Genomic DNA, 15,078 nt, shown 5'->3' with positions numbered 1-15,078 from the left:
GGTTACATTCCGAACCCGGAAGCTAAGCCTTACAGCGCCGATGGTACTGCAGGGGGGACCCTGTGGGAGAGTAGGACGCCGCCGAACAATCATTCGAGAGAAGCCCCCGCCGGGTGAACCTGGCGGGGGCTTTTCTGTTGTAGGGTCAACGTGCATTGTCGTCACACGGGACAGGAGGCCCCCGGGTGGAGGTCCAGGAGACGCGGGTCCAGACCGATCGCGTCCTCACCATCCCCAACCTGCTCAGCATGGGCCGGCTGGTCGGTGTTCCGCTTTTTCTCTGGCTGATTCTCTGGCCGGTTTTCGACGGCCCCAACAACGATGGTTGGGCGCTGCTGATCCTGATGCTGAGCGGTGTCAGCGACTACCTCGACGGGAAACTCGCGCGGCGATGGGGGCAGGTCAGCCGGGTGGGGCAGCTGCTCGATCCGCTGGCCGACCGGCTCTACGTGCTGTCCACGTTGGTCGGTTTGACCTGGCGTGAGATTCTTCCGTGGTGGGTGACGGCGATTCTGCTGGCCCGGGAAGTGTTTATCGGCGCGCTGCTGCCCATTTTGAACCGGCACGGTTACGGGCCGCTTCAGGTGAGTTTTCTGGGGAAGGCCGCGACCTTCAATCTGATGTACGCGTTTCCGCTTCTCCTGCTCGGCAGCGTGGACAGCTGGATCGCTCGGCCGGCCGAGGTGGTGAGCTGGGCCTTCATCTGGTGGGGGACCACATTGTACTGGTGGGCCGGTATTCTTTACGCGGTTCAGGCCCGGCGGATCACCCGTGCGGGCTCGACGGGCTCCGCGTCCGCAGTCTGAGACGTGATCTGAGAGAAGTCCCACGCCGTATCGGTGCGTCGGACGATACCTTCCGGGTAGGGATCCCTCTGGAACGGTTTGATGGACCTCTGTAGGTCCACCACCGCAAAGGAGGACGCACCCGTAATGAAAGCCGTTGTCATGGCAGGGGGCGAAGGAACCCGACTCCGCCCGATGACCTCCAGCATGCCGAAGCCGCTGCTTCCGGTCGCCAACAGGCCGATCATGGAGCACGTGCTTCGGCTGCTGAAGCGGCACGGCCTCTCCGACACCGTCGTCACCGTCCAGTTCCTGGCCTCACTGGTCAAGAACTACTTCGGTGACGGCGAGGACCTGGGCATGCATCTGACCTATGCCCACGAGGAGACGCCGCTAGGTACCGCGGGGAGTGTCAAGAACGCCGAGGACGCGTTGAAGGACGACTCCTTTCTGGTGATCTCCGGTGACGCACTGACCGACTTCGACCTCTCGGAATTGATCGACTTTCACCGCAGCAAGAACGCGCTGGTCACCGTCTGTCTCACCAGGGTGCCGAATCCCCTCGAGTTCGGTATCACGATCACGGACGACGACGGACGGGTCGAGCGCTTCCTGGAGAAGCCGACCTGGGGGCAGGTCTTCTCGGACACTGTGAACACCGGTATCTACGTGATGGAACCAGAGGTCTTCGACTACGTCGCGGCAGGTGAGTCCGTCGACTGGTCGAGTGACGTCTTCCCGCAATTGTTGAAGGAGGGCAAGCGGGTCTACGGCTACGTCGCCGAGGGCTACTGGGAGGACGTGGGCACCCACGAGAGCTACGGCAAGGCCCAGGCGGACGTCCTGGAGGGCAAGGTCGACGTCGAGCTCGACGGGTTCGAGATCTCGCCGGGCGTCTGGGTGGCCGAGGGCGCGGAGGTGGACCCGGAGGCCGTGCTGCGTGGGCCGCTGTACATCGGGGACTACGCCAAGGTCGAGGCCGGCGTCGAGATCCGCGAGCACACCGTGCTCGGCAGCAACGTGGTGGTCAAGCGCGGGGCCTTCCTCCACAAGGCGGTCGTGCACGACAACGTCTACATCGGGCCGCAGAGCAATCTGCGCGGCTGCGTGGTCGGAAAGAACACCGACGTGATGCGGGCCGCCCGGATCGAGGACGGCGCGGTGATCGGGGACGAGTGCCTGATCGGCGAGGAGTCGATCATCGGTGCGAACGTCCGGGTCTATCCGTTCAAGACCATCGAGGCCGGCGCCGTTGTCAACACGTCGGTGATCTGGGAGTCCCGCGGCCAGGAGCACCTGTTCGGCGTGCGTGGCGTGTCGGGGATTCTGAACGTCGAGATCACCCCGGAACTGGCCGTGCGGTTGGCCGGCGCGTACGCCACGACCCTGAAGAAGGGGGCGACCGTCACCATTGCGCGTGACCACTCGCGTGGTGCGCGTGCGCTCAAACGGGCGATGATTTCGGCGCTCCAGACGTCGGCCATAGACGTCCGCGACCTGGAGAACGTGCCGATGCCGGTGGCCCGGCAGCACACCGCCCGAGGGAGTGCGGGCGGGATCTTCCTGCGGACCACGCCGGGGGTGCCCGACTCTCTGGACATCCTCTTCTTCGACGAGCGCGGGGCCGATCTCTCGCAGGCCGGCCAGCGCAAGCTGGACCGCGTGTACGCGCGCCAGGAGTACCGGCGGGCCTTCCCCGGTGAGATCGGGGACCTGACCTTCCCGTCCAGCGTCTTCGACTCCTACGCGGGCAACCTGCTGCGGGCCGTCGACACCACCGGGGTCCGGGAGGCCGGACTGAAGGTGGTCGTGGACACCGCGCACGGCAGCGCCGGCCTGGTTCTGCCGAGCATCCTCGGACGGCTCGGAGTGGAGGCGCTCACCGTCTCCAGCGGGCTGGACGAGGCGCGGCCGACGGAGGACGCGGAGGAGCGGCGGGCCGGGCTGGCCAGGCTCGGTGAGCTGGTGGCCTCCTCCCGGGCGGCCTTCGGCGTCCGCTTCGACCCGGTCGGCGAGCGGGTCGCGTTCGTCGACGAACTGGGCCGGGTGATCGACGACGACCGGGCGTTGCTGGTGCTGCTGGACCTGGTCGCGGCAGAACGGCGCAGCGGGCAGGTGGCGCTGCCGGTGACCACGACCCGGATCGCCGAGCAGGTCGCCGCGTACCACGGCACCCAGGTCATCTGGACCACGACGACGCCGGACGACCTGGCGAAGGCGGCCGCCACCGAGGGCACGGTGTTCGGTGGGGACGGGCGCGGCGGGTTCGTGGTGCCGGAGTTCAGCGGAGTGCTGGACGGGGCCGCGGCCTTCGTGCGGTTGGTCGGCCTGGTGGCGCGGACCCAGCTCACGCTGAGCCAGATCGACGCGCGCATCCCGCAGGCGCACATCCGTCGTCGGGACCTGGCGACGCCGTGGGCGGCCAAGGGGATGGTGATGCGCTCGGTGGTCGAGGCGGCCGGCAGTCGGCGGCTGGACACCACCGACGGCGTCCGGGTCGTCGAGGCGGACGGGCGCTGGACGCTGGTGCTGCCGGACCCGGCCGAGGCGACCACCCACCTGTGGGCAGAGGGTCCGGACGACGAGGCCACGGAGGCGCTGCTGGACGAGTGGGCGGCGGTGGTCGACGGGGCCGGGAGGTGACGACACCGGCCTGATCGTCCGACGGTCCTGACGGTCGGGGCGCGCGGCATGGTCCGCGCGCCCCGCTGTCCGTTTTCACACTGTTCGCAATGATCCGTCACTTTGTGTCGTGTGTGCAGCTCAAGGGGTGTGCGCGGGCCCCTTCGCCGACGTGGGACGATGGTCCGCATGCCAGCGACGCCGACGCCGAGTGCCCCGAACGGACGGTACAACCGCCCGGACGCCTCGATGTCCCTGCTGACCAACGTCATGGACCACAGCCTCGACGAGGGCTACGCCGAGGCGGCCGCAGCGCGGGGCGGAGACCACGACAGCCGGATACCCAGGACGGCCCGAGGCCTGCTCACGCTGGCCGCCGGGCTGGCGTTGGTCGGGGTCGTGGTGACGGTCGGCGCGGTGAACGCGCACAAGGCGGAGCCGACGCTGGCCAAGGAACGGGACGCGCTGATCCACCGGATCAACGACACCAACGGCTCGGCCGACCACCTCCAGCAGCAGGTCCAGGACCTGCGGCGCAAGGTCGAGAGCACGCAGCAGCAGGCGCTCGCCACGGGCGACGGCGACCAGGGAGGTCTGACCGGCGCGGTGGGCCTGGGCGAGGTCGCGGGGCCGGGCGTCAAGCTGGTCCTGGAGGACGCGGCGGGGACCGGCGGCGGGGGAAACGTCGACCCGCGGGCCGGGCAGGGCTTCTCCAACAGCGGCCGGCTGCGGGACCGCGACCTCCAGCTGGTGGTGAACGGCCTGTGGGGATCCGGTGCGGAAGCCGTGGCGATCAACGGTCAGCGGCTCACCGCGCTCTCGGCGATCCGGGCTGCGGGAGAGGCGGTGCTGGTGGACAACCGACCGCTCGTCCCGCCGTACAACATCCAGGCGATCGGGGATGGGCCGAAGCTGCTCACCGCCTTCGAGAACGACATGGCCGGGCAGTACCTGCGGCTGCTCCAGGAGAAGTACGGCATCAAGTCGACCATGTCCGCGCAGAAGAGCCTGACGCTGCCGGCCGCGGTGGGCGTGACGCTGCGGACCGCCCAGCCGGTCACGCCCGAGCCCTCGCCCCCGGCGTCCCCGTCGGCGGCTTCGGTCACCCCGACGCCGTCACCCACCGCCGGAACCTCCGGGAGCCCGAGCGCGTCCGTTTCACCGTCTGCGGGCAGCACCGGTCGGCGTACGCCGAGCGGGTCCGCGAAGACCACGACAGCCCACTCGTCCACGACGGCCCCGACCGGGTCGTCGTCCGCAGGGACAGGAGCAGCTAGACCGTGATTGCCGTACTGGGTCTCGTGATCGGGGTGGTCGTCGGACTCTTCGTCCAGCCCGAGGTGCCGGACGCCGTCGTGCCGTACCTGCCGATCGCGGTGGTGGCGGCGCTGGATGCCGTGTTCGGCGGCGTCCGGGCGATGCTGGACGGGATCTTCAACGACAAGGTGTTCATCGTCTCGTTCCTGTCGAACGTGGTGGTCGCGGCACTGATCGTCTTCCTCGGTGACCAGCTGGGCGTCGGCTCGCAGCTGTCCACGGGTGTGGTCGTCGTCCTCGGCATCCGCATCTTCTCCAACGCGGCCGCGATTCGGCGCCATGTCTTCCGCGCCTGAGCCGGGCCGCGGGGCGGCGGAGGAGCACGCGGACGGCGGCGGGAAGGCGTCGGAGCGGGCTGCCGAGGCGCCGGGGCCGGAGTCGGCGGCCGAGGCGGGCCCGGCCGAGCCGGTGGACGGGGCCGGGGAGGTCCAGCGCGCCGAACCGGCCGAGGAGCCGGGGAGGGCCGAGGGGCCCGTGGCGGCGGTGGGGGAGCCCGAGGAACAGGCTGCGGCGAAGTCTGACGCTAAGCCTGAGCTTGATGCGGAGGCGGCGCCCACGCCCGCGGTGCGGCTCGCGAAGGCCGCAGCGCCTGCGCCCGAGCCTGCGTCTGAGCCCGAGCCTGAGCCCGTGGTGGAGCCGGCCGCCCTGGACCGCGGTGCGGGACGGCGGCGCCTCAAGGCAGCCCTGTGGCCGCCGCGGATGTCGCGCGGGCAGCTGGTGGTGGCGCTGCTGCTGTTCTCGCTCGGTCTGGGGCTGGCGATCCAGGTGCGGTCGACCAACGACCACCACAGCCAGCTCCGCGGGGCCCGCCAGGAGGACCTGGTGCGCATCCTCGACGAACTGGACAGCCGTCAGCAGCGTCTTCAGCAGGAGAAGGCGGAGTTGGAGCAGTCCCTGGCCAAGTTGGAGAACAGTTCCAACCAGGCCAAGGAGGCCCAGGAGCAGACCAGGAAGAAGGCGACGGAGCTCGGCGTGCTCGCCGGTACCGTCAAAGCCACTGGTCCGGGCATCGTACTCACGGTCGATGATCCCCAAGGGCAGGTGAAGGCAGATATGCTGCTGGACACCCTGCAAGAACTTCGAGCGGCAGGGGCGGAGGCGATTCAGATCAACGATGTGCGCGTGGTGGTCAACACCTACTTCACCGACGTGTCGGGCGGCGGGGTGCAGATCGACGGGAAGAAGGTCTCGCAGCCCTATCGGTTCACCGTCGTGGGGAACCCGCAGGATCTGACACCCGCGCTGAACATCCCGGGGGGTGTCGTCCGTACTCTGGAGAGTCACCAGGCGCGGGCGACGATCACCCAGCAGCAGAAGGTGGTCGTGGACGCCCTCGTGGATCTGAAGACGCCGCAGTACGCCAAGCCGGCTTCGAAGTGACGGGGCGCCCGACGAACGGCCCGTCACCTGCGGGCGGCACCCGGTGCGGGGCGCCGCCGTCGCGTGGGCGAGACTGGGTCGTACCAGCACGCACCGGAGCACCAACAGCAGTACCAACCGTCGGAGTACCACTCCAGCAGGCCCGATCCGCAACCGGGCCCGCAGTCTGTCCGAGGTTCTCACCCTGCCCCGCGGGCGGGTCTGTCACACGCAAGGGGATTCGCCCGTGAGTTTCTTCTCGAAGTTGTTCGGTCGTAACAAGGGCCGTGGCGCGGCCTCCGTCGAGGCGCCGACCGCGCGGCACCGCCGGCCCGAGGACGAGGCCGCCGTGCCGGGCATGCGCCCCGCTCCAGAGGGGGCGCCGTACGCCGAGCAGCAGCTGTTCCGGGACGGCGCCGCCGCCCAGTACGCAGGGAATCCGGTGGGCTACGGCGCGTCGGTTGACCCTTCCGGCGACCCGCGCATAGGTTTCCAGTCAGGACCCTCAACCTCTGGTGGAGGGTTTGCCCCCGATCCGTACGCCGGGCACAACCCGTCGGGTGTGCCGCGCCAGGAGGCTGTGAACATGGCTGGCCCCACTCCGTGCCCCAGGTGCGGCAACCAGAACCCGTCATCGGCCCGGTTCTGCTCCAACTGCGGTACGGCCCTGCGCGGTGGCCTGCTTCCAGAGGGGGCGGCGGAGACCACGTCGACCATCTCCATCTCCGGCCTGGAGTCGTACGACCCCAACACCACGACCGGCACCGGCGCGACGCCGGCCCTGTCGGCCGAGGTGCTGTCGGCGATCGACGCGCTGCCGCCGGGCTCGGCCCTGCTGATCGTCCAGCGCGGTCCGAACTCGGGCAGCCGCTTCCTGCTGGACTCGGACGTCACCACGGCCGGCCGTCACCCGCAGGGCGACATCTTCCTGGACGACGTCACGGTCTCGCGGCGCCACGTGGAGTTCCGTCGGACGCAGGCCGGGTTCAGCGTCGCGGACGTCGGCAGCCTCAACGGCACCTACGTCAACCGGGAGCGGATCGACGAGGTGTCGCTGAACAACGGTGACGAGGTGCAGATCGGGAAGTACCGGCTGGTGTTCTTCGCCGGCCACAACCGGGGGTACTGAACCCAACGTCGGTAGGAGCCCGAGTGAGTACGAATACCCCTTCATCTTCTCTCGGGGCGGCCACCCCCGCATCGTCCGGTCCGCACGCGGACCGCGGCGCGCGCGGGGTGGTCGCGGGCCCCAGGCAGCCGGTCCGCCCGGACCGGCCGGGTGGGCGGCGGCGCGGCGGTGACGAGCTGCTGAGCATCGGCGCGGTGTTGACCTTCCTGCGCGACGACTTCCCCGAGGTCACCATCTCCAAGATCAGGTTCCTGGAGGCGGAGGGGCTGGTCGAGCCGCAGCGCACGCCCTCGGGGTACCGCAAGTTCAGCCCGGCCGACGTCGAGCGGCTGGCCTACGTCCTGCGGATGCAGCGTGACCACTACCTGCCGCTGCGGGTGATCCGCGAGCACCTGGACGCCATCGAGCGCGGTGAGGCACCGCCCGCGCTGCCGCCCTCCGCCGACACCCGACCCGGGCCGGTGGAGGAAGCGGACCGGGAGCTGGGGGCCTCGGCCGACGTCCCGTCCGGAGTCCGGCTGGGGCGTGCCGAACTGCTGGCGGCCGCCGAGTCCGGTGAGCGCGAGCTGTCCGAATGGGAGTCCTACGGTCTGGTCGCGCCCGGTCCGGACGGCGGGTACGACGGCGAGGCGCTGCAGGTGGCCCGGCTGGTCGCGGAACTCGGCCGGTACGGGCTGGAACCGCGGCACCTGCGGGCCATGAAGGCCGCGGCGGATCGGGAGATCGCGCTGGTGGAACAGGTGGTGGCGCCACTGCGCCGGCACCGGAACCCGCAGACCAGGGCCCATGCCGAGGCCACCGCGCGGGAGCTGGCGACACTGTCCGTGCGGCTGCACGCGGCGATGGTCCAGGCCGGTCTGCGCAGCCGCGGATAGCGTCCCCGTGGGATTCCCGCGGGGCTCCTGCGGGGTGGCTGTCCAGACCCCGGGCGGTCGGCGTGCACCGCGCTGACCAGCGGCGTCGGCCCTGCGCTTTCATATCCGGGGCCTGAGCCATAGGGTTGCCTGTGTGAATGAGCTCGACGTCGTGGGTGTCCGAGTGGAGATGCCTTCCAACCAGCCGATCGTGCTGCTGCGGGAGGTCGGGGGCGATCGGTACCTGCCGATCTGGATCGGTCCCGGCGAGGCGACCGCGATCGCCTTCGCCCAGCAGGGCATGACGCCGGTCCGCCCGCTGACGCACGACCTGTTCAAGGACGTCCTGGAGGCGCTCGGGCAGCAGCTCACCGAGGTCCGGATCACCGACCTGCGGGAGGGCGTCTTCTACGCCGAGCTGGTCTTCACCGGCGGGGTCGAGGTGAGCGCCCGGCCGTCCGACGCGATAGCGCTGGCCCTGCGCACCGGCACGCCGATCTACGGGAGCGAGGAGGTGCTCGCCGAGGCGGGCATCGCGATCCCGGACGAGCAGGAGGACGAGGTCGAGAAGTTCCGCGAGTTCCTCGACCAGGTGTCGCCCGAGGACTTCGGGGGCAGCGGTCCGCAGTAGTGCGAACCGGATTTCCCTACAGGTCAGGCCGTTGTTTGGCTTGCCGTTTTGCCAAAAACCGTCGACCTACCCACACTAGGGGCACGAAAAACCACTCTCCTGAGTGATGTGGTTTGGCTGGCCCGGCGTGGCGATCGTTGACGGGTCATAGGGGACTGCCTACCGTCAGGAGTGGCTGTCCGGGTGACCGATGCCCGCAGTTCGGGTTGCCCGCAGCACCAGTGGACGGAGGCAGGCATGAGCAGCACCGGCGATGACACGGCCGTGGGAGGCCTGTGTGCCGTGCACCTGCCGCGCACCGCTCGCACCGTGACGGACCTGCCCCGGGTGGGCAGGTTCCCGGCCGTGCAGCCCGGTCAGCCCGCCATCGAGCGGCTGGCCCCGACGTCCGAACTGATCGGCTACCGCGGTCCGACGGCCTGCGCGGCGGCCGGCATCACGTACCGCCAGCTGGACTACTGGGCCCGGACCGGACTGCTGGAGCCCAGCGTCCGTTCGGCGTACCCGGCCACCAGCCAGCGGCTCTACAGCTTCCGCGACATCCTGCTGCTGAAGATCGTGAAGCGGCTGCTCGACGCGGGCGTCTCGCTGCAGAACATCCGGGTGGCGGTCGCCCATCTGCAGGCGGCCGAGCAGGGCGACCTGGCCGGGATGACGCTGATGTGCGACGGCGCGACGGTGTACGAGTGCACCACACCGCAGCAGGTGGTGGACCTGCTGAAGGGCGGTCAGGGCGTGTTCGGCATCGCGGTCGGAGCGGTCTGGCGGGAGCTGGAGCTGACGCTCGGGCGGCTGCACGCGGAGCGCACCGACACCGGCGAGACGCTGGTCGGCCACGACCCGTCCGACGAGCTGGCCCAGCGGCGCAACCGGGCGGTCTGAACGCAGAACTGACGAGGCCGCGGGCCCTGACGGGGAACCGTCCGGGCCCGCGGCCTCGTCGTTGCGCCTGGTGAGGCGATCGAGGGAGGACACGTGGGGTTCGGCACCGGGATAGCGGGTCTGCTGCGGCGTCGGGGCGGGCTGCTGAAGGTCCGGTTTCGGCGGCGGTCCGTGCAGCGCAGGGCCTTCCAGACGGCGACGGTGCTCTGCTCGCTGGCGCTGGCGCCGAGCGCGTGGCTGTGGTGCTTGGCCGGGGACCGGGTCGGCACGGTGGCCGGCGTGCCGTCCGCGCCGGTCGCGGTGGTCTTCGGCGCCGGGCTGGACCAGGGCAAGCCGTCGCCGTACCTGGAGCACCGGCTGAGCGCGGCGCTGGACCTGTACCGGGCGGGGAAGGTGCAGGCGATCCTGGTGACCGGCGACAACGGCCGGGACAGCTACGACGAGCCGGACGCGATGCGGACGTACCTGATCGAGCACGGGGTGCCGGCGGTCCGGGTGGTGGGCGACTACGCGGGCTTCGACACCTGGAACTCCTGCACCCGGGCCCGGCGGGTCTTCGGGGTGGAGCGGGCGGTGCTGGTCAGCCAGGACTTCCACGTCCGCCGGGCGCTGGCCCTGTGCGAGGCGGCGGGCATCGACGCGTACGCGGTCGGGGTGCCGGAACCGCACGACGGCACTTGGCTGTACGGCGGGCTGCGGGAGATCCCCGGGGCGGGCAAGGCGGCGGTCAACGCCTGGCTGCGGCCGGACCCGCTGTTCCTCGGCCCCCGGGAGGACGGCATCCCGAAGGCGCTGGCGGACGCCGCGCAGCGCTAGGGCCTGCCCGGGTTCGTACGCATTGTCGGACCCCTGCGGGATGATCGGCGGGTGCGATCACTGCCGAGCATCATCCACCTCGACATGGACGCCTTCTTCGCGGCGGTGGAGCAGGCGGCCAAGCCGAGCCTGCGCGGCAAACCGGTGGTCGTCGGCGGGCTCGGCGGGCGCGGGGTGGTCTCCACCGCCTCGTACGAGGCGCGGAGGTTCGGGGTGCACTCGGCGATGCCGATGGCGCAGGCGCGCCGGCTCTGCCCCAACGCGGCCTTTCTGAGCGGCCGGTTCGAGGCCTACAGGCAGGTCAGCGAGCTCGTGATGGGTCTGCTGCGCGAGCTGTCGCCGCTGGTGCAGCCGCTCAGCCTGGACGAGGCCTTCGTCGACCTGGAGGCCGGCCCCTACGGTCCGGTGCTGGCGGAGTCCGACCACGAGACCGGGGAGCGGCTGGTGCTCGCCCTGGCGGAGGACCTGCGGGCGGACATCCAGCGGCGCACCGGGCTGACCGGGTCGGTCGGGGCGGCCGGATCCAAGCTGATGGCGAAGATCGCCTCCGAGCAGGCCAAACCGGACGGGCTGGTGCTGATCGAACCCGGGCAGGAACGGGCCGTGCTCGGCCCGATGCCGGTCCGGGCGCTGCCCGGGATCGGGCCGGCCACCGAACAGGTGCTGCGGCGGGCCGGACTGAACACCGTGGCGGACCTCGCCGAGGCGGGGGAGGGCGAACTGGTGCAGCTGCTCGGGCGGGCGCACGGCGCGGGTGTGCACCAGATGTCGATAGGGCTGGACGACCGGCCGGTGGTGGCCGACCAGGACGCCAAGTCGGTCTCGGTGGAGGACACCTTCGAGGTGGACCTCGCCGACCGGGAGCGGGTGCTGCGCGAGGTGGAGGTGCTGGCCGCCCGGTGCGTGCGGCGGCTGCGCGCGGCCGGGCGCTCGGGGCGGACGGTGGTGCTCAAGGTCCGGCGGTTCGACTTCTCGACGCTGACCCGTTCGGAGACGCTGCGCGGGCCCACCGACGACGAGGCGGTGGTCATCGAGACGGCGCGTCGGCTGGCCTCCCAGGTGGACATCACCGGCGGGGTGCGGCTGCTCGGGGTGGGGGTCGCCCAGCTGGCCGACTACACCCAGGAGGACTTGTTCGCGCAGGCCCTGCGGGAGGAGGCGGCCGAGCACGCGGAGGCGGAGGTCGAGACGGCCGAGGAGGAACCGGAGGCGGTCGCGCCGCGCCGCTGGATGCCCGGGCAGGACGTCCGCCATACCGAGCTGGGGCCCGGGTGGGTGCAGGGCAGCGGTGTCGGGCGGGTCACCGTGCGGTTCGAGACGCCGTGGAGCGGGCCGGGGCGCATCCGGACCTTCGCGGTGGACGATCCGGCGCTGGAACCGGCCCGTCCGCTGCCGCTTTGGGGGGCCGAGGGGCCGGAGGAGACGGGGGCGCCCGGGGAGAGGGAGGGGCCGGAGGAGACGGGGGCGCCGGGGGTGTGAAACGCGAAGCGGCCCCGACCGGTGGGGGGAGTACCGGTTGGGGCCGCATACCGTGCCGGACTTCGTGCGGTCGTGATGCCCTCGCGACCGTCCGAAGGCCGGGCCGCCGCGCCCTGTCCCTGAGCGCGGCGGCCGGACGCCTGGTCAGGCGTCGGTCTTGGCCAGCTCGGGGCTGGAGTTCCGCTCGGCCGTCCCGCCCGAGGCGACGACGGTGGCGGCCGGCTTGACGCCGCGGATCAGGAACGGGACGACGCCGGCGACGGCGCAGACGACGGCCGCGGCCCAGAACGCGTGCTTGTAGGCGTCCAGCGTGGGCAGCAGCAGCGGGATCTGCGGCGGCAGCTTCATGGTGTCGCCGGTCAGGATGGCGGCCATCACGGCGGTGCCGATCGCGCCACCGACGGTGCGCAGCACGGCGTTCATGCCGTTGGCGATGCCGCTCTGCTCCACCGGGACGGCGCCGTTGATGTAGGCCGGCATCGCGGAGAACGCCAGGCCGATGCCGAGGCCGAAGATCGCCGAGGAGGTGTAGATGTCGCCCTCGTGGCTGTGCCGCACGGCCAGGTAGGCCATCGCGACGGCACCCAGGACGCCACCGAGGACCAGCGGCAGGCGCGGGCCGCGGCGGGCGATCAGCATCGCGCCGACCGGAGCCGCCACCATCGAGCCGATCGCGGACGGCAGCAGCAGCAGACCGGCATGCAGGACGGTCGCGGTGAAGCCGTAGTGGGTGAGCTTCTCCGGGGTCTGGGCGAAGTTGCTGATCACCATGAACGAGCCGTACATGCCGAAGCCGATCAGCAGGCCGGCCAGGTTGGTGAAGGCGACGGCCGGACGGGACATCATCTTCATGTCCACCAGGGGGTGCGCGACCTTGGTCTCGATGACCCCCCAGATCAGGGCGACGACGGCGGCCACGGCGAACAGGCCGAGGGTCTTGGTCGAGGTCCAGCCCCAGTGGTTGCCCTGGCTGACCGCGACGAGCAGCGCGGAGAGCCAGCCGGCCAGGGTGAGGGCGCCGAGCGGGTCGGCGCCGCCCTCCTTGTCGGTGACCGGGTCGGACGGGACGCGGAACGCGACCAGGGCGACCGCGATCAGGCCGAAGACCAGGCCCATCCAGAAGATCGACTTGTAGCTCCAGTGCTCCAGCAGGAGACCGGTCGCGACCAGGCCGAGGCCGGAGCCGACACCCATCGAGGCACTGATGGCGGCGACGCCGCCGGTCACCTTCTGCTTGGGCAGCTCGTCGCGGACGATGCTGATCGCCAGCGGGAGCACGCCACCGCCGGCGCCCTGAAGGACGCGGGCGACGACCAGCCAGGTGAAGGAGTGGGTGCTGACCGCCAGTGCCGAGCCGGCGACCAGACCGGCCAGCGAGATCAGCAGCATCGGCTTACGGCCCCGGAGGTCGCCGAAGCGGCCCAGCAGGGGAGTCAGCACGGCGGCGGAGAGCAGGTTGGCGGTCATGAGCCAGGTGACGCTGGACGCGGAGACGCTCAGTTCCTTGGCCAGCGAGGGCAGGATCGGGACGACCGCGGTCTGCACCACGCTGAACGACAGCATCGCCAGGATGAGGGCCGGCAGGACCCGGGCGCTGCTCTGCTTCTCGGCCGCGGTGGTGGGCTGTGGTGCCTCACTCACGGTTGCTTCCTCCCGTACATAGTGAATGAACTGAAGTAACCATGCCGGGAGATACTTCAGAGTGTCAAATATCCATTGGTGACGCTTTGGCAAAATCGAAGGATTCCGGCCGGGCGGCGACCGGGACGAGGCATGCCGAGGGCCCCGGACCGATGGGTCCGGGGCCCTGGGGCGAGGGGTCAGGCGAACGGGCGCAGCACGGCCGGGCGGGGGGCCTCGGCCGCCGGCGTGGCCACCGGGGTCGCCGGGGCGGCGGCGGTGTTGTCGTGGATCTCGACGTGCTCGCGGCGCAGCTCGTCCCGGATCACCTCCTCGGCGGTGTAGCGCTCCACCACCAGGCGGACCCGCTCGATCGGGGTGAGGTACTTGCGGACCACCGGGCGCTCCTCGCGCAGGGTGACCTCCTCCACCGCCTCGGCGATCTCCTTCTCGGTGAGCGAGGCGCGCTCGGCCTCGCTCACCGGCATCCGCTCCACCCGGACGCGCTCGCGGACCACCGGGACGCGGCGCTCGACCTGCTCGCTGGTCACGTACTTGCGCAGCTTCGCGGTGCCCACGATGTGCCAGTCCGTGGTGATGTCCAGGCGCTCCTCGCGGCAGGTGATCTCCACCGGGCCGTTGGGGGACGACGGGGCCGGACCGGTCGAGCGCTCCGAGGCCGGCGGGGCCACGGCCGAGTTCGTGGTCGCGGTGGTCGTCACGATCGGGGCGGGTTGCGGCTTGGGCTCGGTCGTCGTGGGGGCGGCCGCGGGTGCGGGGGTGTTGAGGGTCCGCACGCTGACCTCCGTCGCGGTGCCGGTGGGGTCGGCAGGGGTGGTGGTCGGGGCGGGGTCGAGGGAGTGGAAGGCGATGGGCTTCACGGGCTCGGCCGCCGAGGTGGTGCCGAAGTCGAGGTCGGGGCGCGCGGGTCGGTCGCCGTCCCGGCCGACCGGGCGGTCACTCTCGCGGCCGGCCGGCCGGTCACCCTCACGACTGACGGGCCGGTCGCCGTCCCGACCGACCGGGAGGTCACTGTCCCGGCCGACCGGGCGGCCGTTCGCCGGGGTGTCCAGGCCGTAGTAGCGGTAGAGCTGGAGCTCCTGGGCGGGCGACAGGTGCTGGCCGACGCCGAAGTCCGGCGACTCCTTCACCAGCGACTTGTCGTACGGCACCCGGAGCTCGTCGCCGGAGAACTCGCTGGTGGTGAGCGGGACGAAGGCGTCCCGGCCGAAGATGCCGGTCCGGACGGCTGCCCACTCCGGCTGGCCGGTGGCGTCGTCCAGGTAGACCTCGTCGACCGTGCCGATCTTGTCTCCGTTGCGGTCGACCGCCTTGTGGCCGATGAGGTCCCGGGGATCGATATCGGTTTGCACTCTTTCCTCCAGTGCGCTGCGCCTGCGGAACTCCCGCAGGACCGTGGCCGGAGCACCCGTTCCGCCTGCCACTTCACACCAAAGGCCATGAATCGGACGGGCGCGACCGGGGTGCGCCGGACGGGCTCCGGGCTGGACCGTCCGGGGGACGCGCGTAGACCCCGAGCGACCCGACGCGACCGTGATCAGGGGGCCTGCCGCTGGTACCCTG

At 71.0% G+C, this 15,078-nt stretch carries 13 protein-coding genes, 1 rRNA gene and 1 pseudogene; 12 read left to right on the top strand and 3 right to left on the bottom strand.

Annotated features, from left to right (window positions below):
• The 12 genes from rrf to AB0P03_RS30670 form a co-directional block, all read left to right on the top strand.
• Nucleotides 1–87: ribosomal RNA gene (gene rrf, locus AB0P03_RS30725) — 5S ribosomal RNA — on the top strand; the annotation flags it as partial.
• Nucleotides 88–185: 98 nt separating this feature from the next.
• Nucleotides 186–806 (top strand): CDP-diacylglycerol--glycerol-3-phosphate 3-phosphatidyltransferase, encoded by a 621-nt coding sequence (pgsA, locus tag AB0P03_RS30720; protein ID WP_063350199.1) that lies wholly within the window; start codon nucleotides 186–188, stop codon nucleotides 804–806.
• Nucleotides 807–932: 126 nt separating this feature from the next.
• The gene (locus AB0P03_RS30715) at nucleotides 933–3,428 is read left to right on the top strand and encodes a mannose-1-phosphate guanyltransferase (protein WP_063350200.1); all 2,496 of its coding nucleotides are present in this window, start codon (nucleotides 933–935) and stop codon (nucleotides 3,426–3,428) included.
• Nucleotides 3,429–3,596: 168 nt separating this feature from the next.
• Nucleotides 3,597–4,691: a DUF881 domain-containing protein gene (locus AB0P03_RS30710; protein WP_363620831.1), complete on the top strand. Its 1,095-nt coding sequence runs from the start codon at nucleotides 3,597–3,599 to the stop codon at nucleotides 4,689–4,691.
• Nucleotides 4,688–5,020: a small basic family protein gene (locus AB0P03_RS30705; protein WP_030062488.1), complete on the top strand. Its 333-nt coding sequence runs from the start codon at nucleotides 4,688–4,690 to the stop codon at nucleotides 5,018–5,020. Before AB0P03_RS30710 ends, AB0P03_RS30705 begins: the two co-directional genes overlap by 4 nt.
• A complete protein-coding gene (locus tag AB0P03_RS30700; protein WP_363631930.1) occupies nucleotides 5,004–6,104 on the top strand; it encodes a DUF881 domain-containing protein in 1,101 nt (366 codons plus the stop codon). Before AB0P03_RS30705 ends, AB0P03_RS30700 begins: the two co-directional genes overlap by 17 nt.
• Nucleotides 6,105–6,441: 337 nt before the next feature.
• Nucleotides 6,442–7,212 carry an FHA domain-containing protein gene (locus tag AB0P03_RS30695; RefSeq protein WP_363585319.1) on the top strand — a complete coding sequence of 257 codons (771 nt, stop codon included), beginning with the start codon at nucleotides 6,442–6,444 and terminating at the stop codon, nucleotides 7,210–7,212.
• 179 nt (nucleotides 7,213–7,391) lie between these two features.
• Entirely contained in the window at nucleotides 7,392–8,087 is a 696-nt protein-coding gene (locus AB0P03_RS30690) for a MerR family transcriptional regulator (protein WP_363585318.1), read from the top strand.
• Nucleotides 8,088–8,220: 133 nt separating this feature from the next.
• On the top strand, nucleotides 8,221–8,697 hold the full coding sequence (locus tag AB0P03_RS30685) for a bifunctional nuclease family protein (protein WP_063350203.1): 477 nt from the start codon (nucleotides 8,221–8,223) through the stop codon (nucleotides 8,695–8,697).
• Nucleotides 8,698–8,934: 237 nt separating this feature from the next.
• A complete protein-coding gene (locus AB0P03_RS30680; RefSeq protein WP_363585308.1) occupies nucleotides 8,935–9,579 on the top strand; it encodes a MerR family transcriptional regulator in 645 nt (214 codons plus the stop codon).
• A gap of 171 nt (nucleotides 9,580–9,750) precedes the next feature.
• Nucleotides 9,751–10,395, top strand: coding sequence for an ElyC/SanA/YdcF family protein (locus tag AB0P03_RS30675; protein ID WP_363631934.1), 645 nt, complete (start codon nucleotides 9,751–9,753; stop codon nucleotides 10,393–10,395).
• A 51-nt stretch (nucleotides 10,396–10,446) separates the two neighbouring features.
• Nucleotides 10,447–11,874, top strand: a complete 1,428-nt coding sequence (locus tag AB0P03_RS30670) for a DNA polymerase IV (protein WP_363631929.1) — start codon at nucleotides 10,447–10,449, stop codon at nucleotides 11,872–11,874.
• Nucleotides 11,875–12,018: 144 nt separating this feature from the next.
• On the opposite strand, the gene AB0P03_RS30665 is transcribed toward AB0P03_RS30670, so the two are convergent.
• The 3 genes and pseudogenes from AB0P03_RS30665 to AB0P03_RS30655 all read right to left on the bottom strand — a co-directional run.
• Complete coding sequence (locus AB0P03_RS30665; protein WP_363585306.1) at nucleotides 12,019–13,515, bottom strand: MFS transporter; 1,497 nt, start codon at nucleotides 13,513–13,515, stop codon at nucleotides 12,019–12,021.
• A gap of 179 nt (nucleotides 13,516–13,694) precedes the next feature.
• Nucleotides 13,695–14,567, bottom strand: a complete 873-nt coding sequence (locus AB0P03_RS30660; protein WP_363631932.1) for a YsnF/AvaK domain-containing protein — start codon at nucleotides 14,565–14,567, stop codon at nucleotides 13,695–13,697.
• Nucleotides 14,562–14,867: pseudogene (locus tag AB0P03_RS30655) on the bottom strand (PRC-barrel domain-containing protein); the annotation flags it as partial. The gene AB0P03_RS30660 and the pseudogene AB0P03_RS30655, both read right to left, overlap by 6 nt.
• Nucleotides 14,868–15,078: the final 211 nt, after the last annotated feature.

Source organism: Kitasatospora sp. NPDC088779, from assembly GCF_040685395.1.
Taxonomy (GTDB): Bacteria; Actinomycetota; Actinomycetes; order Streptomycetales; family Streptomycetaceae; genus Kitasatospora.
This window is presented reverse-complemented; position numbering and strand designations above follow the sequence as displayed.

Excerpts from the sequence above, each read along its gene's own strand:
- AB0P03_RS30715 (WP_063350200.1), top strand. The coding sequence starts at position 933 with ATGAAAGCCGTTGTCATGGCAGGGGGCGAAGGAACCCGACTCCGCCCG.
- AB0P03_RS30695 (WP_363585319.1), top strand. The coding sequence starts at position 6,442 with ATGCGCCCCGCTCCAGAGGGGGCGCCGTACGCCGAGCAGCAGCTGTTC.
- AB0P03_RS30680 (WP_363585308.1), top strand. The coding sequence starts at position 8,935 with ATGAGCAGCACCGGCGATGACACGGCCGTGGGAGGCCTGTGTGCCGTG.
- AB0P03_RS30710 (WP_363620831.1), top strand. The coding sequence starts at position 3,597 with ATGCCAGCGACGCCGACGCCGAGTGCCCCGAACGGACGGTACAACCGC.
- AB0P03_RS30700 (WP_363631930.1), top strand. The coding sequence starts at position 5,004 with ATGTCTTCCGCGCCTGAGCCGGGCCGCGGGGCGGCGGAGGAGCACGCG.